Source organism: Sodalis ligni (assembly GCF_016865525.2).
GTDB classification, from domain to species: Bacteria; Pseudomonadota; Gammaproteobacteria; order Enterobacterales; family Enterobacteriaceae; genus Acerihabitans; species Acerihabitans ligni.
In genome coordinates this window covers 3,804,346-3,828,567 of sequence record NZ_CP075169.1, presented here as the reverse complement: position 1 = coordinate 3,828,567, position 24,222 = coordinate 3,804,346, and the positions used below count along the sequence as shown (strand labels likewise).

Sequence of the window (24,222 nt, the reverse complement as noted above, 5' to 3'; positions counted from 1 at the left end):
TCAATGCAAGAGGGGGTCAGGCCGGTACCGGCGCGGATTGCGTTTGATTGAATGTCTGCCGGATCATATCGGCGGCGCGTTCGGCAATCATGATGACCGGGGCGTTGATGTTGCCGGAGGTCAGGTCCGGCATTACCGAGGCGTCGATAACCCGCAGGCCCTCCGTCCCCATGACCCGCAATTGGCTATCCACTACCGCCCCGGCATCGTTTTCCGCCCCCATGCGGCAGGTGCCCGCCGGGTGGTGCACGGTGATGGCGGTTTGGCCGATAAACGCATTTAACGCTTCATCGCTGTCGTTGTGGGGACCGGGGGCGGTTTCCACATCGATAAAGGGCGCCAGGGCCGGTTGGCGGCCGATGTCGCGAATCCGCCGGATGGCCGTGCGCAGCGCACGCCATTCGTCATCTGTGGACAGGAAATTCTGGAATATGCGTGGGGCGTCCAAGGGATTATCAGACATCAGGCTGACCTCGCCGCGGCTTTGCGGATGCAGCAGCACGGCGCGGCAGGCGAACCCGTCGGCAAAACCTTTGCGAAAAGGCTCAAGATAGGGCCAGGCCCCCAGCGGCGCCGCGGTCAGCAGCATTTGCAGATCGGGCGCTTCCTGCCCGGCTTCGCTGTTCATAAATCCTACCAGGCCGCCGGGGACATCCGCCGCAAAGCCGGTGCCGGCCATCCAGGCCTGCAGCAGGGCCGGCGCGATGCGATCGAAACGCATGGCGCGATGAAAGGGGCCGGCCTCCTTACGGCGGTACATGACAATCACCGAGGGGTGATCCTGCAGATTTTTGCCGACCCCGGTCAAGGGTACCCGGGTTGTCAGGCCGTGCCGCTTCAACTGCGCCGGATCGCCGATGCCGGACAGCATCAACAGCTGCGGCGTATTGATCACGCCGGCGCTGAGCAGGATTTTCCGCCGTGCCGTGACGTGCCGCACCCGATTGTCTTGAATAAATTCCACGCCGTGGGCCCGGGTACCCGACATCATCAGCCGGGTGACATGCACCCCCACCTTCACCTCCAGGTTGGGGCGCCCCAGGGCCGGGCGCAGATAAGCGGTGGCCGCGCTGCAGCGGCTGCCGTTGCGGATGCTCATCTGCAGCCGGGCGAAACCCGGCCGGCTGCCCGTACGGTTGTAATCGTCGATCCAGTTGAAACCGACCCCCTGCGCGGCATCGGCATAGGCCTGGATAAGGGGATCCTGGTAGCGGCAAAATTGCACATTGACCGGCCCGGCGCGGCCGCGCTCCGGCGCCGGCTGTTCCGACCAGGTCTCCTGGCGGATAAAATAGGGCATGACCCGATCCCAGCCCCAGTCGGGCAGCCGGTAATCCCGCGCCCAGCGATCGAAGTCCGCCGGGCTGCCGCGTACCCAGGCCATGGCATTGGTGGAGGAGGAACCGCCCACCACCTTGCCGCGGGCGCACTCCACCCGCCGCCCGCCCACGTTGTCCTGCGCCTCGCAGAAATACATCCAGTCGTGTAACCGCTTTTGCAATATCCGGCCCCAGCCCAGGGGGATTTTCAGCCAGGGATCCCGATCCCACCGGCCCGCTTCCAGCAGCAGTACCCGGACGTCGGGATCTTCGCTCAGGCGGTTGGCCAGGGTGCAGCCCGCGGAGCCGGCGCCGATGATAATGTAGTCGTATTCCTTATCCATGGCTTACTCCTTGGCCGCCACGCGGCGCAGGCTAATGTGGATGTTTTTCTCGCTGGTGAAGGAGAGCATTTCCCCCAGGCACTCCTCCCGGCCGATGCCCGATTGTTTGACGCCGCCGAACGGCGCGCCGATAAAGTGCTTGCCCACGTCATTGATCCAGATGAAGCCGGCGTCCACCCGCTGTGCCGCCCGGTGGGCTTTTTCCAGATCGTTGCTCCAGATGGCGCAGGTCAGCCCGTAGTCCAGTTCGTTCACCTGCCGCAGCATGTCCTGCTCGTCCTGCCAGGGCAGCACCGCCAGCACCGGGCCGAAGATTTCTTCCCGGGCAATGCGCATGGCCGGGGTAACGTCGGCAAACACCGTGGGCTCGATATAAAAGCCGTTGCGCAGCAGCGGGTCGCCGGGCACGCCGCCGCCGCAAATCAGGCGGGCGCCCTGCTGCCTGGCCTCATCGATATAGGACAAAATGCGCTTATGCTGAACGTCGCTGATAATCGCCCCCATGGTAGTGGCCGGATCGGTGGGCAGGCCGGGCACAAAGGCGGCGGTGAACCGCTCCACATGCCGCAGCACCTCATCATAAATATCCCGGTGCACAAAGGCCCGGCTGGTGGAGCCGCAGGATTGGCCGCACCAGGTGAAGTTCATGCCGTCCACGATGCCCCGGGCCACCATGGCCGGATCCGTATCGCCATACGCGATGAGCGCATTTTTGCCTCCGAGTTCCAGCAACACCGGCTTTAGGCGGGCGGCGCCGGTGGCCATGACGTTGCGGCCGGTAGGGACGCTGCCCACCAGACCCACCATGGCGATGTCCTTATGGGCCGTGAGGGCGTTGCCTATTTCTATGTCCCCCGGCAGTACCGAGAACACGCCGGGGGGCAGCATGCCGCCGATGATTTCCGCCAGGCGCAGGGCGGAGAGGGGGGCCTGGCGGGGCGGCTTGATAATCACCGCATTGCCCGCCGCCAGGGGCGCCGCGGTTTTACCGGCGGCAAACAGCAGCGGATGGTTGAAGGCGACAATGCGCGCCACCACGCCCAGGGGCTGGCGTACCGAAAAATTCACCGCATCCGGCCCCATGGGAATGGAGGCGCCTTTCAATTCCGTCACCAGGCCGGCGAAAAACTCGAACAGCGCCGCCGCCCCCAGGCCGTCCCGCCCCATTTCCCGCACCGGATTACCGCAGTCGGCGGCATCCAGCATGGCCAACTCCCCGGCGTGCCGGCGAAGCTCGGCGGCGATGGCGCGCATAATGGCGGCGCGTTCCAGCGGCGGCGTGTCGCGCCACTGCCGGAAACCGGTTTTAGCGGCGCTCACCGCCGGCTCCGCGTCGGCCGCCGTGGCGATGCCCACCCGGGCCAGGGGCTCGCCGCTGCCGGGATTGAAGATCGTTTCATAACCGCCGGCCAGGGGCGCATGCCAGCCGCCGCCGTAATAGAGATCCCGGTGTTCGGGCAGGATCCAGGGTGGCGGATGTCCGCCGGACTCATTGAGATTCATCATCGGCTTTCCGTGAGTATCATCGTTGCATTCATCATCGGCCTCCAGTGTGGGCCAGCATTACATTCATCCCCGACTTAGAGGGTATGTCAGCGTTTCACCGGATTGGCCGCCAGCAGAAATGACGTATCAAAGGCGGCGTTATAGTCGGCGTCTTTGGCGAGCACCTGCTGGGATATCAGGATATCGGCGGTTTTTTTCCATTGCCCGGCGGTGATAATGCCCAGCCCCTGGCTTTGGGTGAATTCGCTGGTGGCGGTATGTTGAATGTCCTGCCCAAGCTGCTCGGCGAGAACGTTTTCCTTGCCCTGGTACTCCGGATTATCTTTCACCAGGATGGCCACGGCTTCCTTGGGATGGTCCAGTGAGTAGGCAAAGGCCTGCAGGTAGGCTTTGACAAAGCGTTTCACCACATCGGGCTTGGCGGCGATCATCTTGTCCGAGGTAAAGACGCCGGAGCCGTAGGCGTCGTAACCGAAATCGCCGCCGTACAAAATCGACAGCGATCCGGCGCCCCCGGCCTTGGCCTCCAGCTCGGGCACCTCGGCGTCGACGTAACCCGGTACGCTGTCCACCCGGCCCATCAGCAGAAAGCTTTCATAGGGCGGCGAAACGGTGCTTTGCTTGATATCCCCCAGGCTCATACCGTTGGAGGTTAAAAAGGCCTTGAGGAATACAAAGGTGGATCCGGACGGATGCACGCCGATGTTCAGTCCCTTCAGGTCGGCGGGTTTAGCCAGCGGATGTTTGGCCTTGATGCTCAGCATCGCCAGCGGCGTTTTCTGGTTGAAGGCGATCAGGGCTTTATCATTCACCCCCTGGGCGCGGCTGGTGATAAGGGTAGGCAGGTCGCCAAAGCCGAAATCGGCATTGCCGTTGGCCACCAGCCGCAGCGCGTCCGACGTACCGGAGCCTTTGCGGATGGCGGTGACGTTGATGCCGTTTTGGGCAAAAAAGCCCTTATCCCGCGCCACGAAAAACGGCGCGTGGCCGCCGCGCACCACCCAGTCGAGCTGGACAGAGACATCGTCCGCCGCCCGGGCCCGGCCGAAGGCGCCGGACACCGCGATAACCAGACCCGCACAGGCGGCAAGCCGCCGCAATTGATAAGATAACGCCATGATGTTCTCCACTCGAATTATTCAGGTTGTAAACCCAGGGGTAGTACGCCAACGTTCAGGATTTGGTTGCCCAGGACAAATAACGCCATTCAATCAGCTCGACGGCGTAATAAAACACCATGCCCAGCAGCGAAATCTCCACCAGGGCGGCAAACACCAGATTGGTCTCCATTTGCGTCGAGGCGAACGGGATAGGGTCGCCCGGCCGGGGGGGGGCGCCGGCAAATCCGCCGACGATCGCCCCGACCCCGCTCGGGGGGGCGGCGATCTGCAGCCCGAACATCAGGTAGGGCAAAGAGTTGGGGATCTGCACCCGCCACATGATCTCCGTGCGGCCGGCGCCCACCGAACGCAGCAACGCCATCAAATTGGGATCGGCGGCCCGCAGGCCCATCAGCATATTCAACGCCACCGGGAAAAAGGCCATCACCACGATCAGCAGCAGCTTCGGCGCCAGGTCATAACCGAACCAGAGGATAAACAGCGGGGCCAGGGCAATTTTCGGCACGTTCTGAAACAGCACCATCAGGGGATAGATTGCTTTGCCCACCAGTTGGAAACGGGCGATGAACAGGGCCATCGCCACCCCCACCAGGCTGGAGAGCACTACGCCCAGGACAATCTCCCGGGCCGTGACCCAGGCCGCCTGGGCTAAAATCCCCTGCTGGTTCACCAGGATGCGATAAATTCCCGCCGGCGCCGGCAGCACAAATTCCGGCAGTTGCCAAAGGCTGACAATGCCTTGCCAGCAGGCCAGGATGCCGACGATGAGCAGCAGGGCCGGCGACGTTTCACGTACTGCATGACGAAAATGAGACATCTTTTTCTCACTGCCTGGTGCCGGCCTGAAGGCCAGCGTCGCGCGTAGAGGATTGTTCATGCCGCCGCCCCCGCCCCGTGTCCGTGTTTCAGCAATGCCCGGAGCCGGCCGGCGGTCATGCCGAAATCCGGCAGGGCGTAGGTGGCCTCGCAGCGGGGCAGCGGCAGGGCGATGGGCAACGTCTCGATGATGCGGGCGGGGTTGGTGGCCATGACATGCACCTCCTGGGACAGGAAGACCGCCTCTTCAATGGAGTGGGTGACCAGCACGATGGTCTTGCGGGTACGGGCCCAAATCTCCAGCAGGAATTCGCACATCTCCTCGCGGGTAATGGCGTCGAGGGCGCCGAAAGGCTCATCCATCATCAGGACTTCCGGATCCAGCGCCAGCGCCCTGGCGATGGAGACCCGCTGGCGCATACCGCCGGACAGCTGCGACGGCAGCTTATTGGCGGATTTTTCCAGGCCCACCAGGGTCAGCATCTCCATGGCGCGTTCGTTTATCTGATTTTTATTCAGATCCCGGCGGGCGATTTCCATCAGCAGCTTGACGTTATCCAGCGCGTTTTTCCACGGCATCAGCGTCGCCTCCTGGAATACCAGGCCGATACGCTGCTGGCGCGCGGCCTCCCGGTTCCACATCCGCCACCCTGACTTCGCCCTCGGTGGGCGCCAGCAGGCCCGCCAGCACTTTCAGCAGCGTGCTTTTGCCGCAGCCCGACGGGCCGATAAGGGAAACAAAGCTGCCGCGGGGAATATCCAGCGCAATATTGTGCAGCACCCGGTTGCGCACGCCGTCATGGGTAAAGTCCACCGCCACGCCCCTGGCCCAGAGATGCGGCCGGGTATCGGGCGTATCCATCGTTGCATTCATGTAAGCTGCCTCGTGAGGTTAACCAAACGCTATCCGCCGGTGGCGGACCGGAAAGCCGGCCGCTGCTGGAGCCGGTCTATCCAGGCCGCCAGGGCGGGAAAAGGCGGCAGGTCGAAGGGGAATTTTACGCAGCGGCTGATGATGGGACCCAGGGCGATATCCGCCAGGGTGAACTCGTCCCCCGCCATCCAGTCTCGTCCGGCAAGATTCTCTTCCAGTATCTGAAGCTCATCGATGAGCTTGGGACGGGTATCGGCGGCCCGTTCGGCCGGCTCTTTTTTGGCATCGCGAAAGCCGCTGAGATAAACCGGGTTCATGGACGCCAGCAGCCAGTCCATCCAGCGTTCAATCTGGCTGCGCATGGCCGGGTCCGCCGGGTACAGGGTCTTAGGCGAAGCAGCGGTTGCCGGGCTTTGGGACGACGGGGAGAAGCTGGAGGCCAGATAGCGCAGGATGGTATTGGACTCCCAAATCACCACATCCCCGTCAAGTAGCGTCGGCACCTTCCTGGTGGGATTAAGGGCGGCATACTCCGGCGTGGCGGTATTGCCGAACTGGCGGCCGTAATCCTCGCGCCGGTATTCGGCATTCAGTTCCTGCAGCAGGAACAGGACCTTCTGGACATTGCCGGACGTGGCCCGGCCAAGCAATTTATACATGTGACTTCTCCAGTGGGGCGTAAGCGATACAGTCGATTTCAATACGGGTGGTGATCACGGCACGGGCTTCCACCGTGGTTCGCGACAGGCGGCCGGCGGGGAAAAAGCTTTTGAACACGCCGTTATAGCGGCCGAAGTCCCTGGCGTCCGCCAGATACACCGTGGCCTTCACCACCTGGTCCAGCGTGCAGCCCGCCAGGGACAGGATCCGTTCAATGGCCAGCAGGGTGGCGCGGGTTTCCTCTTCGATGGTGCCGCCTATCATATTGCCGTCGCTGTCTTTGGCCACCTGGCCGGAGACGAACAGATAGTCGCCGGCGCGCACCGCGGGGTGGAAAGGCAGGTTCGGATTTTTGTCGCCGAAAACCTCGGCGTTGCCGCTGCTCATGGTTGCTCCTTACAGCACGTTGCTTTGTATAATGTCCAGGCCCTGCTGACGGTCGAGCAGGTAGATAAGTCCCCGTTCATCCATCGTCACGTCATTGGATGACACCCGTTCATAGCCCGCGGGCACATCGGGCTCGTAAAAGCCCACTTCCTTCGGGGCGAAGGGGTTGGAGATATCAACCAGGCGCAGCCCTTGGGCGAACCAGGCATAGGGCAGTACGTGGCCGAAAAATTTCTCCGCCGGCTGATGGCAGCCGGTCATGGGTTCCTGCGGACGCCCGTCCGGGTCAATGCCCTCCACCTGGAAGGTGGAGATGGGCATGGGCTGGCGCTCATCGGTGATGTCATAAAACCAGCTGAAAGCCGGCGGCGCGGGATAGAGCTTGGCCACATCCTCATCGGACACCGCCATGATCCGGCGACCGCGCAGCAGACCCGGTATCGGCAGGGCGGTATGGGTGGGATGGGGATGGGCGGGGCTGCTGTTCATGCCGGAGATCAGGGTCGGCTTGCGGATATCCGAAATATCCAGAATAAAAAATCCGTGATGCCAGTAGGAGACATACAGCCGGTCACCCATACGCAACGGGTGATGGCAGCGGGGCTTGACATAGTCATCCCACGGGTAGCTTTCACCGCCGGCGACGTGCTGGCCCGGGATCCACCAGCTGGACACTTCTTCCGGCCGGACGGGATCCGCCAGGTCGAGGATTTTGACGATATTGCCGATATACCCCTCCTCGGTGGGGGAAATATAGGCATAGCGGCCGTCGTAACTGAAACGGTGGACGCCGCCCTGTTTCCCTTTGACCCGCCACTTGTTCAGCAGCCGCGGCCGTTCGGGATCGGCTACGTCAAAAATTCCCAGTCCGCCGCCGAATTCATCGGCGCCGGTACGGAATTTCTCGTAGTTCACGATCATGATGTCGTCCTGGACCCGCACCTTGTGCGAGTGCCAGCCCAGGGGGATCTCCATCTTATGGAGAAGTCTGGGCCTGCGTGGGTCGGATACGTCATAAATGGAGGTCCCGTCCGGCGGCCGCATATGGGAGACGTAGAGAATATTTTTCTCCACCCAGACCTGCCCGCCGCCGGGACAATCGATATGACTCACCAGTTGCGTGTTAAAGGCTCGTGCCATGAATAGGTTCCTACACCAGACGAATGATGTCGCCGGCCTCGTTTTTGCCGAAGCGCTGCAACAGGCCGAAGGCTTTCAGCGCCGGTTCGTCGCTGGCGATAAACAGGATGGCGGACTGGGTGGCGCTGGGGTTGACCCACTGCATCCAGCAGTTGCCGGGAAGGGCCAGGGTATCGAAGAGATCGCAGCTGAAGGTCTGCTGGTCAACGATGCACCGGGCCGAACCTTCCAGCGGCGAAACCAGCAGGCTGGCGGTTTGTTTCATCGGCAGCGTACGTTCGCCGGGACGCAGCAGCTGCATGAAAAACGTCATGGTCTTGTAGACCGGGCCGCCGCTTAACGGGTCAGTGTATTCCACCAGCAGGCCTTCATAGGGGTTGGCTTCCGAGGAGCGGTTGCGCTCCAGCAGCTCGCGCATGGCGTCGTAGCGATAAACGAACATCGGCGAGGAGCCGCCGACGCCGCGATAGTGATTGACGAAACGGGGCGTCATGCCGCCGGTGCCGTAAATGCGCGCCGAGTAGTGCGGGTCGAAACGGGCGCTTTGCTGCTTTTTCGCTTCGCCGTTTTCTTTGTAGTCGTGTTCAAACTGCAAGGCGTTGAGGGACTCCACCAGCGGATAATCCAGCACCGACAGGTTGATGGCCGGTTCGCTGCCCTGGTTGCCGTGGTTGTGCCAGGTATCCCGCGGCGTCAGCACCATGTCCCCCGGCCCGAACACAATGTCCTCCCCCTCCACGCCGGTAAAGTTTTGCGTGCCGGTCAACCCCAGGCGAATGGCGCTGGCGGTATGGCGATGGGGCGGCATCACCTCGTTGGGATCGTTAAGACGGTAGGCGGTATACAACGTGGTGACCGTGGCGCGCTGCGGTTTTAATCCGGGATTAAGCAGGATCAGCGAACGCCGGTCCGAATCGCCGGTGGAAATCAGGCTGGCGGATTGATAGAGCAACGGCTCCAGATCGCGTTTGTAGCTCCAGTGAAAAGGCACCGCCTTGCGGCCCTCCATCAGGGAGCTGATTTCGTCATGCTCCACGTCCGAGCGCTTGGCCCAAAAGGGGAACATGTTTTTCCGGTTGATCTCCTCATACATGCTGTCGAGGGCCTGTTTACGCGCCGTAGGGTCGGTGCCGGGCTGGGTTATGTCGGACATGCTGGGTTCCTGCTGTGGGCTTGAAAAATGAACAACCAAATTTAAACCATAATTAACCAAAACGGGCAATAGGTTGAAATAATCAAAATCAGGTTGCTCTTTTTTTGGCGATTAGAAACAGCGTTTTTTGGATTACCGGCGATGAAGCAGCGATAAAAGCCTGATTATTGAAAAAACAATAATAATAAATATATGATAATTATAAAAATATAACTTACACCTGCGAAGAGGTGAAAAAAGTTATCCTATAAATGGTCGTGGCTGGTAAAAGATATAAACAGCAATATGGTTTTTATATGGTTGCACTGAATTAAAGCGTTATTGAGGGAATTGACTTCACTTGCACAATAATCAAACAAAAAAATCAACCGTGACATGGCGGTGAGAAGATGAGCAGTTTCAATGGCGGCCGGAGGGGCCGGCGGTAGACGCTTCGCCGCTCGCCGCCTGCAACCAGCGGGCGCTGCTCTTGGCCGGTGCAGCGGCGCGTGCGGGATGACATGAAAAAGTGATGGCAGCCAAGCAGGTTATACCGGCATCGCCAGTCTGGTTTAACCGAGAAAAATCCTCATTTCAGCGAAGAAAAATTTTTTTTAAAAAACGCGTTTTTAACCCGGTCTTACCGGTACAAAAGGAAAAATACCGGTGAATACCGTCAAAAACCGCGGCATAAGGTTAGCGGATGAATACCCTGATATCCGATACGACAATGCTGATAACGGTCAAGGCACAGGCGATAATCACCGTCAACGATACCGCCCGAAGGATGTGGGGTGAAAGGGTGTTCAAGGCGTGTGGTTTATGAGCGGAGGAGAAATGGCGGGCCAGTACGACGCCCAGGGTAAGCAGGAATAACAGGCCTCCCGCCAGGCAGGTGAATATATTGCTGTTTAGCAGCCCGACGCGCAGGAAGAATACCGCGTCAAGCATGATGACAAACAGGGTTCGATCCCATGCCTGCCGGGTGCGTTCGGGCTGCAGGCCCGGGTCCCGTCCCATTTATTCCCAACCGCCGATAATGATAAACGCGATAAAACACATCGCGGTTAAGACCACCAGCAGTGTGATGGCGGGTAATAAGCGGGTATAAGGCAGCGGCCCATCGTTGCGCATTGCCTTTTCATTCTCTTCCCAGCGGCGCAGGGCCACTAGGGCCAATACCGCCCCTCCTATCGACAGGAATATCGCCAGCAGGCTGCGGATTAGCGGCGAGGCGAACCCCGAGGCCAACTGGTCCAGTGCGATGGAACCCGCCAGGAAGGCGAGTGCTGTGCGTATCCAGGCCAAAAAAGTGCGCTCATTGGCCAGCGAAAAGCGGTAATCAGGGTTCTTGCCCTGCTGCTGCCAGCCTTTGTTTTTGAAAAACATATCTCTTCCCGCGGTGAAGCTGGTGATCTAGGGTAGGCATACTCCTGCCATAAGTAAATGGCTGCTTGGGCCCGCCCTCCCTTTAACAGGCTCGATTCAAGCGCCGGTGATGGCGGGCCTAGCGTGCCATGTGGCGCTCGGTCGGGCGGAAAAACCACGCCCGATTCGACCACATTGGCGCGCTCTCCCTTTAACAGGCTCGATTCAAGCGCCGGTGATGGCGGGCCTGGCGTGCCATGTGGCGCTCGGTCGGGCGGAAAAACCACGCCCGATTCGACCACATTGGCGCGCTCTCCCTTTAACAGGCTCGATTCAAGCGCCGGTGATGGCGGGCCTGGCGTGCCATGTGGCGCTCGGTCGGGCGGAAAAACCACGCCCGATTCGACCACATTGGCGCGCTCTCCCTTTAACAGGCTCGATTCAAGCGCCGGTGATGGCGGGCCTGGCGTGCCATGTGGCGCTCGGTCGGGCGGAAAAACCACGCCCGATTCGACCACATTGGCGCGCTCTCCCTTTAACAGGCTTGATTCAAGCGCCGGTGATGGTGGGCCTAGCGTGCCATGGGGCGCTCGGGCGGTTATTGCGGATACGGCACCCAGTCGCCGCCGTCGAGGCGGATAAAGGTCTTGCCCTGGTAATTGATCACCGTGCTGGCATCGTTTTCCGATACGGCGGCGGTTTGGGGCAGGTCTTTCGTCAGGGTGGCCCAATCGATTTGCGGCGCGTCGAATATTTTGCCGTCCACCAGGCGGGAAACCAGCTCGGACAGCGCCAGATAGCTGCTGGGCGCGGATATGCGCAGCGAGGGCTGCTGGTGGGGCGCCTTGATGCCGATAAATTTTATGCCCATCGGCACATGGGTAATGGATGGGCTGGGAATGTCCCGCAAACCGGGCATTTGCATTTTATCGCCCACCAGGGCGGCGCCATGTTCCGGCACCACCACCACTACTACCCGGCGACCGGATTTTTCCAGCTGCTGGAAAAAGCTGTCCAGCTGGCTGAACAGCGTGCCGGCCCTGGAGGAATAATCGGCGGCGCTGTGGGCGCCCACATAACGGTTGCCGTCATGCAGGGGGATGAGATTAAAGAAGGTGGCGGAGCGCGCATCCCCGTCCCGGGTTTGCTGCGCCAGCCAGCGATCCAGCAGCGGCAGATCCTCATAGACCGGCTCGCCGTTAAAGGAGTTTAGCTGGTGTCCGATCCCGGCCTGTGACATCAGCGGCGCCTGCATATTTCCGTCTTCGCGCAGTTCTTGCAAAAAATTATCGAAATTCCCGCTGTGGTCGAGCATCAACTCCGTACTGAATCCCAGCTTCGCCAGATTATCGAACAGATAACACTGCTGGTTGGCGGGAGAATAGAGATCCTTGTGCTTTTCCTGGCCGCAGCTGGCGCGCAGCAGACGTATGGCCGCCGGACCGCTGTAGGCGGTTCCGGAGTTGAAGTTATCGAACATCAGATCAAACGTGCCCCAGAACGGCGAATTCTTCATCTGGATTGCCTCCAGATCGGACCAGGACAGTGAGCAGATCTGGATGATCAGCAGCGAAAAAGGGGCGGCGTCGGCGGGCAGCGCCTGGGGGAACACAGTGGCGCGCTGGCTTTCACGCTGATAAAAATCATTGAGATAAGCGGTGAGATTCTGGTTGTTGGGCGGCGCGCTCATGGACGCCGCCCCTGCGGCCTTGCCGTCGCCGGCGGGGGCCGGTACATCGGCGGGCCCGGCGGCTACGGATGTTATCGGGCCCAGTTGGATGAGCGGACCGGTAAGGTGCATCAGGTTGAGGCCTATCAAAATCGCCACGGTAAATACCGTAATCCGCAGCCATTGCGATATAAACAGATACGCCACCAGCAGGGCAAAAGCCGCTCCGACCCATTGCCAGTCGATAAAGCGGTTAACCAGCTCCAGCAGATACAGGGCGCTGAAGCCGGTCACCTGCGATCCCTCCGACAGGATGGAATGGATGCCCGGCAGCCAAGTGTCGTTGTAAAACACGGCAAAGCCGATGGGAAGGCCGATGATATTTCGCCAGCGGTGCAGGCGCGGCGAAGCTAACGGAAACAGCAAATAGGCGGCGAATACCAGGTTGTCCAGCGCGTGGAAATTAAGATAGCCCAGCCACAGCAGCGTAAATTTTATCAGGAAATAATAATTCCAGGCGCCAAGTCCGCGCCAATGGTGTTTGAAACCCGGTTTTTTTATCAGATTCATGATTTTTTCTTTTTACCTGACGGGAGATCGCTGCGCGTCCAGATGCCTGCTGATTTCAAATATCGCGGAGAGAGAATAAAGGATTGCAGGGCGGGCAGCCAAAAAGGAAACCGGCGGTGAAACAGATAGCCCAGCGGGAAAAACACCAAAGCACAAAGCAGAATCAACTGCAAAATATCGTCAAGGTTCATGGCTGGATGTCCTGGGGGGCGGCAAGGGACAGCGTCAAGGGGCGCGGACTATGCCGCGCCGTCGCGGGGCGGGCGAAGGTGACGGCCGCCGTGATGGGCGTATCGGCGGGCTCCGGCGAGCCTGCCCGGCGGTCGGTTTTACCCATCAGTTTGACTTGGCTGATGATGTGCACGTCTTGGGTCCAGACCTGGCGGTTGCTGAATGCCTCGGCGATAGGCAGGCGGAAGAGATAGCCCAGCACGGTATCCAAATCGTTGATGCGGCAATTGGAGAGAAACAGATAAATCCGGCGCGAGGTGGCGGTCATCACATCGCCCCCGCGCCGCAGGCGGCATAAGGACAGCGCCTGCCGGGGCGGCAGGCCGGGCACCGGCCGCAGGGCGATGAGGATGCCCTTGTCGTCTTCCGGCATGAGGGGATTCTCAATCAGCTCCGGCACCACCTGGCGGAACCTGTCGTTACTCATCGCGCCTTTTATGCGCGAAGGGTTGATGGCGGCCAGCAGCCGATCGATGGTCGCCGGCACATGACGGGTAAAACGCTGCCCCTGTATGCTTTCCAGCAGGGTCAGAAAGCTCGATAACGGCGCGATATAGGGCACCACCAGATTGGCGCCGCAGGCTTGCAACAGTCTTTCATCGGTATAACGCAGGCTGGCTTTCATTTCCCTGACCACGATTTTCAGCGCAATACCCCGCTGACGGCGCAGTGTGTGGATCTGCCGCGCCAATTCGGCGACCTGTTCACTTTCGGTCAGGGCGAAAATCAGGGTGGCGGAGTGTCTCGCCATGCCTTGCTGCATCAACAGGGCGTTATCTTCCAGCAGCCGCCAGTTTACCGACAGGGGAGGCGCGCCTTCCAGCACGCTTTTTTCCGCCAGGCACAGCTGTTCGTCATTTACCGACGGGGAAAAAGCGGGCAAAAGAACGCTCTGCACGAACCGCTCCCGATCGTCCGGTTCCCAGTTCATTGCCTGATTGGCAATTAATCCTTTACCGCTAAACCACCAAGATACTTGATATCGTACACAATCTTGCAGCGAGTGCACGCTGGATAAACCGGAGAGGGTGGGAAATTGGGAAATAAGTTGATTCTTTAATTGCGATATGCCGCTGCCGTAAGTCAGAATTAAAAAAGCGGCATTGTGTTTTATTAACCACCGCTGGGTATTTCCCAGCCAGTCATCAATTTCCGTTTGCGAAAAGTCTTTCCATGCGCTTGCGGTCAATAGAAAGATAAACAGGCGTTCCTTGACATTAATCGCCCGGGATAAATCCGCGGTCAGCCGGCGAAGGGCCGATTTTTTTTCCGGCAGGGTAAACAGGGGCAGCGAGGCCGGCGGTCCGGCGCCCTCCGCGCCGGTGGACGGCAGCCCTTCCAGCAGCTGTTCCGGCCCATCGCCGCAGCAGATCAGCGCCCCGCGGGTTGCCGCTCCCTGGGCGTTAATGATTTGCCGGCATAACTGGCGCGCATCCGTTTGGCGTTCTATATTGACCCAGTAACAGCCGCGGGACTGCATTACCGATAACTCTTCAAAACTATGATAGAGACCAAATGAAAAGGAGAGCGCCATGTGTTATTTTGCTTTTAGTTAAAAGTCTGTTGAGATAATAACGCTTTTAAGAGTATGCTAAATTGTCATCTCGCTATTAGCAATAACTAAATGAACTCTCGTTCGAAGAAATGTGCTGGGCCAATTCTGCAGCGAGTAAACTAAATTATAAAGTTATTGAAATATTTTAAGGCGCGATATGGAAAATAAATTATTTATCACCGGTGCGACTCCGAATGCAGAAAAACAAGATGATGTCCTTGTGCTAAGTCATATTTTCGCCCTGCCGAGTTTTCATTACGTCGATATCAATTTGCAAGAACAATTTCCGCATATTTTGTCGCGCTGGCCGCTGTTGGCCGAATTTGCCCATTCCGACGGCCTGGATGCCCAGTCTTCGTCAACCGCCGGCTCCCTTCAGAAAGAGTAACCCATGCCGATTATCGCCTTGTCCGGTATCCGCGGCGGCGCCGGGACAACGTCAATCACCGCGGCGCTGGCCTGGGCGCTATGTCAGGCCGGTGAATCCGTCCTGGCGGTGGATTTGTCACCGGATAATTTGCTGAGGCTCCATTTCAATATGCCCTTTAAGCATGCCAGGGGGTGGGCGCGGGCGGAAATTGACGGCGAAGGCTGGCATCAGGGTGCGATGGAGTACCTGGAAAGACTGGCGTTTTTACCGTTCGGGCGCACAACGCCGGCAGAACGGCTTGCGCTGTTTGAGCCGCCGGCGCCCGGGCGGGAGAGCTGGGGGGATCGTCTTTGCCGGTTGCGCGACGGCAAGCGCTATCGCTGGATCCTGCTGGATATGCCCGGTGCCGACACTCCCTTGGCGCAGCAATGCCTGCCGGTGGCGGACCATGTGCTGATGGTCATCAATCCGGATGCCAATTGCCATGCCCGTTTGCACCAGCAGGCGCTGCCCGCCGGCTGCCGGCTGCTGGTCAATGGTTATCTGCCCACCAGCGGACTGCAGCATGATATCAACCAGCTATGGCTGCAGGCGCTGGACGGCCTGTTGCCGGTAATCATTCATCGCGACGAGTCGGTGGCCGAAGCCCTGGCGGCGAAACAGCCCCTGGGGGAATACCGGCCGGACAGCAACGCGGCCGAAGAGATCGTGACGCTGGCCAACTGGTGTCTGATCCATTGCCCGGAATCCGCTGCATGAATACCCTGCTACGGTTATTTCTGATGCCGTCGGCGACATGGGGCCTGCAGCAGCGCTACCGGGCTTATCGCCGGCAGGGGGCATCGCGGGCGGCATCGGTCCTGATGAGCGGCATGATTGCCCTGTGCTGGATGTTCCTGCGCCTGGAGTCAGCCTCCTGGCGCCGGGTGCGGTATCGCCGCCGGCAATGGTTTCCGCATATTTCCCCGGTTCGTCCCCGGCTGCTGGACGGCTTGCGCTATCTGCTGCAGGGCGTCTGGCTGCTGCTGGTGATATCCGGCCGGCGCCGGGAAAAGTGGCTGACGGCGCCGGGGTTTATCCTTCGCTGGCGGCAATCCTATTATCTGTGGTTGCAGCTGCTGCCACAGCGCCTGGTCAGGGCGGGGGTGGGGCAGGACGCCATGCAGCGGCTGAGCCTGCTCAATCGCGGCATGCGCCGGGCGATGCTTTACTCTCTCAGTCTGGTGGCGGTGGTGACCACGCTGTTTTGCATCTCGCAGCCCTTTAGCCTGTGGGCCCAGTTTGTCTTCGTCTCGCTGCTGTGGTGTATCGCCATGGTGGTCAGACGGATTCCCGGACGGCTGCCGGCGCTGATGCTTATTATATTGTCCCTGACCATTTCCTGCCGCTATATGTGGTGGCGCTATACCTCGACCCTGAACTGGGACGATCCGGTAAGCCTGACCTGCGGCCTGCTGCTGCTGCTGGCGGAAACCTATTCCTGCGTGGTGCTGGTGCTGGGATATTTCCAAACCATCTGGCCGCTGCACCGCAAGCCGGTGCCCATGCCGCCGGATGTGGCGTCCTGGCCGACGGTGGATATCTTTATTCCCACGTTCAACGAGGACCTGGCGGTGGTGAAACCGACGCTCTACGCCGCCCTGGGTATCGACTGGCCGCAGAAAAAACTGGCCATCTATTTGCTGGATGACGGTAACCGGCCGGAATTCAAGGCGTTCGCCGAAGAAATAGGCATACGCTATATCGCGCCGCCGCCCCATAAATATGCCAAGGCGGGCAATGTCAATTACGCCCTGGCGCGATCGGAGGGGGAGTTCGTCGCGATTTTCGACTGCGACCACGTTCCCACCCGCTCTTTTTTGCAAATAAGCCTCGGCTGGTTTTTCAAAGACCGGCGGCTGGGTATGCTGCAGACTCCCCATCATTTTTTTTCCCCCGATCCCTTTGAGCGCAACCTGGGCCGCTTTCGCCGCGCCCCCAATGAAGGTTCGCTGTTCTAGGGCCTGGTGCAGGACGGCAACGATCTCTGGGATGCCACGTTCTTTTGCGGCTCGTGCGCGGTAATGCGGCGCGCCGCGTTGGAAGAGATAGGCGGGCTGGCGGTGGAAACCGTGACCGAAGATGCGCATACGTCGCTGCGCCTGCACCGCCACGGCTACTCCTCCGCCTATATCCGTATTCCCCAGGCGGCGGGCCTGGCCACCGAAAGCCTGTCTGCGCACATCCGCCAGCGCATTCGCTGGGCGCGGGGCATGGTACAGATATTCCGGCTGGATAATCCGCTGCTGGGCAAGGGACTGAAGCTGGCGCAGCGCCTCTGTTACGCCAACGCCATGCTGCATTTTCTGTCTGGGGTGCCCAGGCTTATCTTTCTTACCGCGCCGCTGGCCTTTTTATTGCTGCATGCCTATATCATCTTCGCGCCGGCCATTGCCATCATGCTGTATGTCCTGCCGCATATGGTGCATGCCAGCCTGACCACCTCCCGGGTGCAGGGCAAGTACCGCTATTCGTTCTGGAGCGAAATCTACGAAACGGTGCTGGCCTGGCACATCGCCATGCCCTCCACCATGGCGTTGCTCAATCCCCGCAGCGGGAAATTCAACGTCACCGCCAAAGGCGGCCTGATTGAAAAACCCTATGTCGATTGGGTGCTCACCCGGCCGTACCGGATACTGATGTTTTTGAATCTGTGCGGCTTTCTCACCGGCATCTGGCGGCTGGGCTATGGCGATCTTAATGAAGTCATGACGGTTTTCATCAGCCTGGGCTGGACGCTATACAATATGATGATCCTCGGCGGCGCCATTGCCGTCGCCTTCGAGGCCAGGCAGCTGCGCCAGGCCCACCGGGTGGAAATCAACATGCCGGCGGCGCTGATGGTGGGGGACGGCCATATCTACACCTGCACCCTGCATGACTATTCCGATTCCGGCGTCGGCGTCCAGCTGAGCTATGGGGAAGCCATCGCCGACGGCGACCGGGTCAATTTGATCTTGCGGCGGGGCCGGCAGGAATATACGTTCCCTTGCGACATCACCCGCGTTTACCGCGATCGGCTCGGCATGCGGCTGTGCCCGCTGACGACCCAGCAGCACGTTGAATTTATCCAATGTACCTTTGCCCGCGCCGATACCTGGGCGTTATGGCAGGACGGTTTTCCCGAAGACAAGCCTATCAACAGCCTGCGCGACGTTATTGCCCTGGGTTTTAGCGGCTATCAACAGATGGCGGAGTATGCTCCGCCCTTTTTCCGTCGGCTGTTTTTGGGCCTGGCGGCGGCGGTGACCTGGTTTATCTCCCTGATGCCCCGTGGCGTGGCGGCCGCGCCCGCCGCCCCTCTTAACGACGAGACGGCGTCCTGACGCCGATGATAATAATATGATGAAAAACCTGACCTGTTTGACTCTGTTGGTTTTCGCCCTGGGCACCGCCTATGGCGCCCACGGCATGGACAATCTGACGCCGTCGCCGGAAGCGGTGGCCCCGGTACGTCCGGTTGCCCTGCCTCAGGCGCCGGCGCGGGATGTACAGCTGCGGTTCGCCAACGTGGCGCCGCCGCCGGGCGCTTTTGTACTGCGCGGCATCAGTCCCGAAGGACAAATCGAATTCGGCGTGCGCAGCGATGAAGTGGTCTCCAAGGCCCAGCTCGACCTGGAGTTTACCCCGTCGCCGTCGCTGATACCCATCGAGTCCCATCTCAAAGTCTATCTTAACGACCAACTGGCGGGCATCGTCACCATAACCAAGGATCAACTGGGCAAATCCAATCGTGTCCTGATGGATATCGATCCGCTGTATATCAGCGATTTCAACCGGCTGCGCCTGGAGTTTATCGGCCACTACCAGGATATTTGCGAAAATCCGGCCAACAGCACGCTGTGGCTGGATATCGGCAAAACCAGTTCGCTGAACCTGCACTACCAGCGGTTGCCGCTGCAAAACGAGCTGTCGCATTTTCCGGAGCCTTTTTTTGATGCGCGCGACAGCCGGCCGCTGGTGCTGCCGATGGTTTTCGCCGCCTCGCCGGATGCCGAACAGCAGCGCGCCGCCGCGATACTGGCCTCCTGGTTCGGCGGCCGCGCGCAGTGGCGCGGCCAGACCTTTCCCGTATTGTTCAATCAGCTGCCCGACAGCCACGGCATCATCTTCGCCACCAATGCCTGGCGTCCGGATTTTCTCCATGACCATGCGGCGGTGGACGGTCCGACGGTGGAGATGATAGCCCATCCCGCCGACCCCTACGTCAAGCTGCTGCTTATCATGGGGCGGGATGACAAGGATCTGGTCAGGGCGGTGCAGGGCATAACCCAGGGAAATATCCTGTTCCGCGGACCGCGCGTGACGGTGGACCAGGTCAGCCAGATAGCGCCCCGCCAGCCTTACGACGCCCCGAACTGGGTGCGTACCGATCGGCCCATGACGCTGGGGGAATTGAAGCAGTACCCGGAACAGCTGGCGGCCAGCGGCATCCAGCCCGCGCCGATACCCCTGACCATCAATCTGCCGCCGGATCTGTTCTTGATCCACAGCTCCGGTATCGATATGCGGCTGAAATATCGCTATACCGCGCCGCAGCGGGAAAACGATTCACGGCTGAATATCAGCCTGAATAATCAGTTCGTGCAGGCCTATACGCTGGTGCCCGACCGGCAGCAGGACAGCGCAATCCTGCATCTGCAAATGCTGCAGGGGCTGTTTGATTCGTCGAAAGCGCTGACCATTCCCGCCCTGAAGCTGGGGGCCAACAATCAGTTCAAATTTGATTTTGATTACACCACGCTTTTGGCCAGCGGCACCGTAGGGCGTTGCGACACCTATACCACCGCCGTCAATCATGTGGTGATTGACGACAGCTCGACGCTGGATTTCTCCGGCTATCGCCACTTTATGCCGATGCCGGATCTGCGCGCCTTCGCCAGCGCCGGTTTTCCCTTCAGCCGTATGGCGGATTTGTCCGAAACCCTGGTGCTGGTGAATCGGCAGCCGGAGCCGGTTCAGGTCACCACGCTTTTAAACGCGCTGGGGGAAATCGGCGCGCTGACCGGTTATCCGGCCCTGGGGCTGCGCCTGAGCGATGACTGGTCGCAGGCGAAGAATCTCGATAGCGATATCCTGATGGTGGGCACCATTCCCCCGTCGCTGCGGGACGATCGCAAGATGAGCATGCTGGTGGACGCTACCCAGAGCTGGGTGGAGCAACCCAACCGTCAGGTGCCGCTGCCGGATATGGCGCTGCCGGTGAGCGATGCGGCGCCGGACAGTCAAACCACCGTCAGCGCCCAGGGGCCGCTGGCCGCCATTATCGGCGTCCAGTCGCCGTCGCACGCCCAACGCAGCATCGTGGCGCTGCTGGCCGACAGCCGGCAGGGTTTTGACTTGCTTAACCAGGCGCTGGCGGACAGCGGCAAGCGCGCAGCCATGTTCGGGTCGGTGGCGATTATCCGCGATTCCGGCGTCAACAGCCTGCGGGTGGGGGACATCTACTACGTCGGGCATCTGCCATGGTGGGAACGTATCTGGAATGCCCTGGCGACGCATCCGGTACTGATGGCCATCATCGCCATGCTGTCGGTGGTGCTGGTGGCATTGCTGCTGTGGCGGGGACTGCTTACCCTGACCCGCCGCCGCCTCTCCCCCGATGACCGGGAATAAGGCAGATGCATAACATGCCCCTGATCCGCGGCGTGATGCTGATCCGCGGCGTGATGCTGGCCGCGGTTCTGCTGCCTCTTTATCCGCCGCCGGCGTCGGCGGACGTGTCGCCGCGGCAATGGCTGCTAAAACAGGTCCGGGTCGGGGAAGCCGCCCATAACGATCTCCTGGTTCGCCAGTCCCTTTATCGCCTGGAACTGATGGATCCGGATAATCCCGAGGTGATAGCCGCCAGGCTGCGTCTGGCCCTGCGCCAGGGCGACCTGGTCCTGGCCGGCCGGCAACTGGATAGATTGCAGCGCCTGGCGCCGGATTCGGCCCTTACCCGGCAGGCGCGGCTGAACATCAGCCTCACCACGACGGCGGCGCAGCAGCAGTTGCAGCAGGCCCGCTTATTGGCGACGGCGGGACGCTTATCCGAGTCCAAGGAGCAGTATGACGCCCTGTTCCAGGGACAGCCGCCGACGGTGGATCTGGCGGTGGAGTACTGGCGGCTGACGGCCCGCCTGCCCGGCCAACAGTCCCTGGCTATTGACCGGCTGCAGCAGCTGGACCGGGAGTTTCCCGGCAATGCGGATCTTCGCATACTGCTGGCTAGATTGCTGTTTGCGCAGCGCCGCGACGCCGAAGGCTACGCCTTGCTGCGGCAATTGGCCGATTCCCCTCTCGGCCGCGGCGACGCGCTTGATATCTGGATGGACAATATCAAGGCCATGCCGGTGGGTGAAGGGAGTATCGACGCGCTGCGGCAATTTATCGCGGTTTTTGGCGACGGACAGCAGGTGGCGGAGGCGCGAAAAGAGCTGGCCCGCCAGCAAAGCCTGGCGGAAGACCCACGTTATCAGGCGCGGCTAAGAGGCCTGGCGGCAGTGGAGGGCGGGGCAAGCACCCAGGCGATTGCCCCCCTGCGACAAGCCCTTCAGCTTGCCCCGGACGATGCCCAGGTCCTGGGGGCGCTGGGACTGGCCTACGCCCGCGCCGGACAGCGCCGGCAGGCCATTGCGCTGTTCGAGCAGGCGCAAAAGGACGATCAGAACGGTTTTCACGGCGATAAATGGCGCACCCTGATCGCCAGCAACCGCTACTGGCTGCTGTTGGACATGGCCGACAGCGCGCTGAAAGCCCATAACCTGCCCCTGGCGCAACAGCTATACCGGCAGGCCCTGCAAATCGACGGCAGCCGCAGCCAGGCCTGGGTCGGATTGGGGGAAACGGCCGCCGCCCGATCCGATGATGCCGCCGCCGAGGGATATTACCTGCGGGCGCTGCGCATCGAACCCGGCAACGGCAGCGCGATACGCGGGCTGGACGGGATCTATCAGCGCCGATCGCCGCAAAAGGCTTTAGACTTTCTCACCGGCTTGCCGCCGGCCCCCCGTGCCGCCATGCATGACAATATCGTTGATTTACAGATTGAACTGTGGAGCGCGCGGGGGGATGAACATGGTGCCCGGCGGCAGTGGGCACAGGCGGCGGATGACTACCGCCGGGCCCAGCGGCTGGACCCTGACCGGGTGTGGCTAACCTACCGGTTGGGAAAAGCATTGCAGAACGCCGGACAGATGCCCCGGGCGGACGCCGTTTTCGCGGCGCTGGCCGCACGCCGGCCGGACGATCCGCAGCAGGTGTATGCCTACGCCCTGTATCTCTCCTCCACCGGCCGGCCGGATCGGGCGCTGGCCCGTCTGGAACAGCTTGCGCCGGCGAAATGGAGTCAAGGTATGGGGGAACTGGCGGCGCGGCTGCGGCTGGCGGCCAGGCAGGATAATGCCTCCCGCCTGCGGGACCGGGGCGACGAAGCGGCGGCCATCGCCATGCTGTCAGCGCCGCCGGTGGACAATGGCAGCCGGCTGATGCTGGCGGACTGGGCCTCGGCGCGCAAAGACTACGCCGGCGCGCTGGCGGATTACCGGCGGGTCAGCGCCGATGAACCCGGCAATCGTGCCGCCCGGCTTGGGGAAATCGAGGCATTGGCGGGACTGGGGCGAAAAGAGGAGGCGCGGCAACGGCTGCTGGCTGCCACGGCGTCCCCGGCGTCCGGCCAGAACGACAGCCTCAATACGCAGCGCAGAATCGCCGCGCTTTGGACCGAGCTGGGCGAGCCCCGCAAAGGGCTGGCGCTGTTAAATCGCCTGAAGCCCGCGGCGCTGGGGCAGGGCCCGTCGCAGGCCGATGCCCTGGTATTTCGCGACAGCGCGCGGCTGGAAGCGCAATCCAACCAGCCCCGGGCCGCCTTTGAGGACTATCGGCAAGCCATGGTGGAGAGCGGAATCACTGACCGATTGCCTGCGGATCATGATGAGTATCCCCGCCTGACCCGCACTCGCCGGGATGACGATTGGCTCAAAAGCGGCATCCGCAGCGACGCGGCGGATCTCGCCCGGCATGAGGAGGTTAACGTTACCCTGGCCCATGATTACTCCTCGTCCAGCGGCACCGGCGGCGTTTCTGATTTAACCTCCCATGACACCATGCTGCAGGTGGATCTGCCGTCATGGGACGGACGGGCCTTTTTCCGCACCGATACCATTCAGATGGATGCGGGACGTTTCGCCACCCGTCAAGGGACCTATGATAACCTGTTCGGCACCTGTGCCGGCGTCGGCTGCCATGGGGACTCCCGGCAAAGTACCTCCGGCACCAGTCTGGCCGCCGGCTGGCAAAACGACCGCTGGCAGGGGGATCTGGGCACCACGCCGCTGGGCTTCGACGTGGTGGATTGGGTGGGCGGATTGAGCTACAGCGACGTCTGGCAGCATATCGGCTGGACCGCTACCGCGTCGCGCCGGGCCCTGTCCAGTTCCCTGCTGGCGTTCGGCGGCGCCCGCGATCCCGCCACCGGCATGACCTGGGGCGGCGTGCGCGCCACCGGGGTGACCCTGTCCGCCAGCTACGATCGGGGGGAAGCCAACGGGCTGTGGAGCAACGCCGGACTACAGCAGCTCACCGGGCAAAACGTCGCCGACAATGAGCGCGTGCGGCTGATGGCGGGGTATTACCATAAGTTTATCAACGACGATAACCGCAGGATGACGGTGGGCCTGAACGGCATGTGGTGGCATTATCAAAAGGATCTTAGCGATTATGCCCTCGGTCAGGGGTATTACAGCCCCAGCGCTACGTTTCGCTGTCGGTGCCGGTGAATTATCGCCAGCGCAGCGACAACTGGTCATGGCAGCTGGGGGACGGTGGGCTATTCGCAGGCGAAAACCCGCGATGGGCTGCGTTATCCTTTGCAGGATCTTATTCCCGATGGCAATGGCGATAAGGCTGATATCGAGCAGGGAGCTCCAGCTCCGGCATCGGTTATACCTTGCTGGCGATGGTGGAGCGGCGTTTGGATGCCCATTGGACGCTGGGGGCGGGCATTGATATTCAGCAGGCCAAGGATTATACCCCAAGCCATGGTTTTATCTATTTGCGGTATGGTTTGGCGGGTTGGGAGGGGGATTTGGATTCCCCGCCGCAGCCGCTGACGCCTTATGCGGATTTCCGGTAGGGTTTT

At 60.9% G+C, this 24,222-nt stretch carries 18 protein-coding genes and 2 pseudogenes; 5 read left to right on the top strand and 15 right to left on the bottom strand.

Going from position 1 to position 24,222, the window contains the following annotated elements; genetic code table 11:
• Positions 1-16: 16 nt before the first annotated feature.
• From GTU79_RS17850 to bcsE, 15 genes are all read right to left on the bottom strand, one after another.
• A complete protein-coding gene (locus GTU79_RS17850) occupies positions 17-1,663 on the bottom strand; it encodes a GMC family oxidoreductase (RefSeq protein WP_203523314.1) in 1,647 nt (548 codons plus the stop codon).
• A 3-nt stretch (positions 1,664-1,666) separates the two neighbouring features.
• Positions 1,667-3,169: an aldehyde dehydrogenase family protein gene (locus GTU79_RS17845; RefSeq protein ID WP_203523313.1), complete on the bottom strand. Its 1,503-nt coding sequence runs from the start codon at positions 3,167-3,169 to the stop codon at positions 1,667-1,669.
• An 86-nt stretch (positions 3,170-3,255) separates the two neighbouring features.
• Entirely contained in the window at positions 3,256-4,287 is a 1,032-nt protein-coding gene (locus GTU79_RS17840) for an ABC transporter substrate-binding protein (protein ID WP_132927637.1), read from the bottom strand.
• 55 nt (positions 4,288-4,342) lie between these two features.
• Positions 4,343-5,167: an ABC transporter permease gene (locus tag GTU79_RS17835; RefSeq protein WP_214513209.1), complete on the bottom strand. Its 825-nt coding sequence runs from the start codon at positions 5,165-5,167 to the stop codon at positions 4,343-4,345.
• On the bottom strand, positions 5,164-5,748 hold the full coding sequence (locus tag GTU79_RS17830; RefSeq protein WP_214513208.1) for an ABC transporter ATP-binding protein: 585 nt from the start codon (positions 5,746-5,748) through the stop codon (positions 5,164-5,166). The genes GTU79_RS17835 and GTU79_RS17830 overlap by 4 nt, the downstream gene beginning before the upstream one ends.
• Positions 5,660-5,980 (bottom strand): ATP-binding cassette domain-containing protein, encoded by a 321-nt coding sequence (locus GTU79_RS31025; RefSeq protein WP_214513207.1) that lies wholly within the window; start codon positions 5,978-5,980, stop codon positions 5,660-5,662. Before GTU79_RS31025 ends, GTU79_RS17830 begins: the two co-directional genes overlap by 89 nt.
• A 29-nt stretch (positions 5,981-6,009) precedes the next feature.
• A complete protein-coding gene (locus GTU79_RS17820) occupies positions 6,010-6,639 on the bottom strand; it encodes a glutathione S-transferase family protein (RefSeq protein ID WP_203523310.1) in 630 nt (209 codons plus the stop codon).
• Positions 6,632-7,027, bottom strand: coding sequence for a RidA family protein (locus tag GTU79_RS17815; RefSeq protein WP_132927641.1), 396 nt, complete (start codon positions 7,025-7,027; stop codon positions 6,632-6,634). The genes GTU79_RS17820 and GTU79_RS17815 overlap by 8 nt, the downstream gene beginning before the upstream one ends.
• A gap of 9 nt (positions 7,028-7,036) precedes the next feature.
• Positions 7,037-8,167 carry an LVIVD repeat-containing protein gene (locus GTU79_RS17810; RefSeq protein ID WP_203523309.1) on the bottom strand — a complete coding sequence of 377 codons (1,131 nt, stop codon included), beginning with the start codon at positions 8,165-8,167 and terminating at the stop codon, positions 7,037-7,039.
• Between the two features lie 10 nt (positions 8,168-8,177).
• Positions 8,178-9,320 (bottom strand): cupin domain-containing protein, encoded by a 1,143-nt coding sequence (locus tag GTU79_RS17805; RefSeq protein WP_203523308.1) that lies wholly within the window; start codon positions 9,318-9,320, stop codon positions 8,178-8,180.
• Positions 9,321-9,995: 675 nt separating this feature from the next.
• Positions 9,996-10,319, bottom strand: a complete 324-nt coding sequence (locus tag GTU79_RS17800) for a DUF202 domain-containing protein (protein WP_203523307.1) — start codon at positions 10,317-10,319, stop codon at positions 9,996-9,998.
• Positions 10,320-10,688 carry a YidH family protein gene (locus tag GTU79_RS17795; RefSeq protein WP_203523306.1) on the bottom strand — a complete coding sequence of 123 codons (369 nt, stop codon included), beginning with the start codon at positions 10,686-10,688 and terminating at the stop codon, positions 10,320-10,322.
• 577 nt (positions 10,689-11,265) lie between these two features.
• Positions 11,266-12,906, bottom strand: a complete 1,641-nt coding sequence (gene bcsG / locus GTU79_RS17790; protein WP_203523305.1) for a cellulose biosynthesis protein BcsG — start codon at positions 12,904-12,906, stop codon at positions 11,266-11,268.
• Positions 12,903-13,097, bottom strand: coding sequence for a cellulose biosynthesis protein BcsF (gene bcsF, locus GTU79_RS17785; protein ID WP_132927647.1), 195 nt, complete (start codon positions 13,095-13,097; stop codon positions 12,903-12,905). The genes bcsG and bcsF overlap by 4 nt, the downstream gene beginning before the upstream one ends.
• The gene (bcsE, locus tag GTU79_RS17780) at positions 13,094-14,671 is read right to left on the bottom strand and encodes a cellulose biosynthesis protein BcsE (protein ID WP_214513206.1); all 1,578 of its coding nucleotides are present in this window, start codon (positions 14,669-14,671) and stop codon (positions 13,094-13,096) included. The genes bcsF and bcsE overlap by 4 nt, the downstream gene beginning before the upstream one ends.
• A 178-nt stretch (positions 14,672-14,849) precedes the next feature.
• On the opposite strand from bcsE, the gene bcsR reads away from it, so the two are divergent.
• The 5 genes and pseudogenes from bcsR (at position 14,850) to bcsC (ending at position 24,216) form a co-directional block, all read left to right on the top strand.
• Positions 14,850-15,080 carry a cellulose biosynthesis protein BcsR gene (gene bcsR / locus GTU79_RS17775; protein ID WP_203523303.1) on the top strand — a complete coding sequence of 77 codons (231 nt, stop codon included), beginning with the start codon at positions 14,850-14,852 and terminating at the stop codon, positions 15,078-15,080.
• Between the two features lie 3 nt (positions 15,081-15,083).
• Positions 15,084-15,821 (top strand): cellulose biosynthesis protein BcsQ, encoded by a 738-nt coding sequence (bcsQ, locus tag GTU79_RS17770; RefSeq protein ID WP_203523302.1) that lies wholly within the window; start codon positions 15,084-15,086, stop codon positions 15,819-15,821.
• Positions 15,818-18,427: pseudogene (gene bcsA / locus GTU79_RS17765) on the top strand (UDP-forming cellulose synthase catalytic subunit). Before bcsQ ends, bcsA begins: the two are co-directional and overlap by 4 nt.
• Before the next feature lie 16 nt (positions 18,428-18,443).
• On the top strand, positions 18,444-20,717 hold the full coding sequence (gene bcsB / locus GTU79_RS17760) for a cellulose biosynthesis cyclic di-GMP-binding regulatory protein BcsB (protein ID WP_203523300.1): 2,274 nt from the start codon (positions 18,444-18,446) through the stop codon (positions 20,715-20,717).
• 5 nt (positions 20,718-20,722) lie between these two features.
• A pseudogene (gene bcsC / locus GTU79_RS17755) lies at positions 20,723-24,216 on the top strand (cellulose synthase complex outer membrane protein BcsC).
• The last annotated feature ends 6 nt before the right edge of the window (positions 24,217-24,222 follow it).

Coding starts and splice junctions, on each gene's coding strand:
- GTU79_RS17850 (WP_203523314.1), bottom strand. CDS start 1,663: ATGGATAAGGAATACGACTACATTATCATCGGCGCCGGCTCCGCGGGC.
- GTU79_RS17845 (WP_203523313.1), bottom strand. CDS start 3,169: ATGATGAATCTCAATGAGTCCGGCGGACATCCGCCACCCTGGATCCTG.
- GTU79_RS17840 (WP_132927637.1), bottom strand. CDS start 4,287: ATGGCGTTATCTTATCAATTGCGGCGGCTTGCCGCCTGTGCGGGTCTG.
- GTU79_RS17835 (WP_214513209.1), bottom strand. CDS start 5,167: ATGAACAATCCTCTACGCGCGACGCTGGCCTTCAGGCCGGCACCAGGC.
- GTU79_RS17830 (WP_214513208.1), bottom strand. CDS start 5,748: ATGTGGAACCGGGAGGCCGCGCGCCAGCAGCGTATCGGCCTGGTATTC.
- GTU79_RS31025 (WP_214513207.1), bottom strand. CDS start 5,980: ATGAATGCAACGATGGATACGCCCGATACCCGGCCGCATCTCTGGGCC.
- GTU79_RS17820 (WP_203523310.1), bottom strand. CDS start 6,639: ATGTATAAATTGCTTGGCCGGGCCACGTCCGGCAATGTCCAGAAGGTC.
- GTU79_RS17815 (WP_132927641.1), bottom strand. CDS start 7,027: ATGAGCAGCGGCAACGCCGAGGTTTTCGGCGACAAAAATCCGAACCTG.
- GTU79_RS17810 (WP_203523309.1), bottom strand. CDS start 8,167: ATGGCACGAGCCTTTAACACGCAACTGGTGAGTCATATCGATTGTCCC.
- GTU79_RS17805 (WP_203523308.1), bottom strand. CDS start 9,320: ATGTCCGACATAACCCAGCCCGGCACCGACCCTACGGCGCGTAAACAG.
- GTU79_RS17800 (WP_203523307.1), bottom strand. CDS start 10,319: ATGGGACGGGACCCGGGCCTGCAGCCCGAACGCACCCGGCAGGCATGG.
- GTU79_RS17795 (WP_203523306.1), bottom strand. CDS start 10,688: ATGTTTTTCAAAAACAAAGGCTGGCAGCAGCAGGGCAAGAACCCTGAT.
- bcsG (WP_203523305.1), bottom strand. CDS start 12,906: ATGAATCTGATAAAAAAACCGGGTTTCAAACACCATTGGCGCGGACTT.
- bcsF (WP_132927647.1), bottom strand. CDS start 13,097: ATGAACCTTGACGATATTTTGCAGTTGATTCTGCTTTGTGCTTTGGTG.
- bcsE (WP_214513206.1), bottom strand. CDS start 14,671: ATGGCGCTCTCCTTTTCATTTGGTCTCTATCATAGTTTTGAAGAGTTA.
- bcsR (WP_203523303.1), top strand. CDS start 14,850: ATGGAAAATAAATTATTTATCACCGGTGCGACTCCGAATGCAGAAAAA.
- bcsQ (WP_203523302.1), top strand. CDS start 15,084: ATGCCGATTATCGCCTTGTCCGGTATCCGCGGCGGCGCCGGGACAACG.
- bcsB (WP_203523300.1), top strand. CDS start 18,444: ATGATGAAAAACCTGACCTGTTTGACTCTGTTGGTTTTCGCCCTGGGC.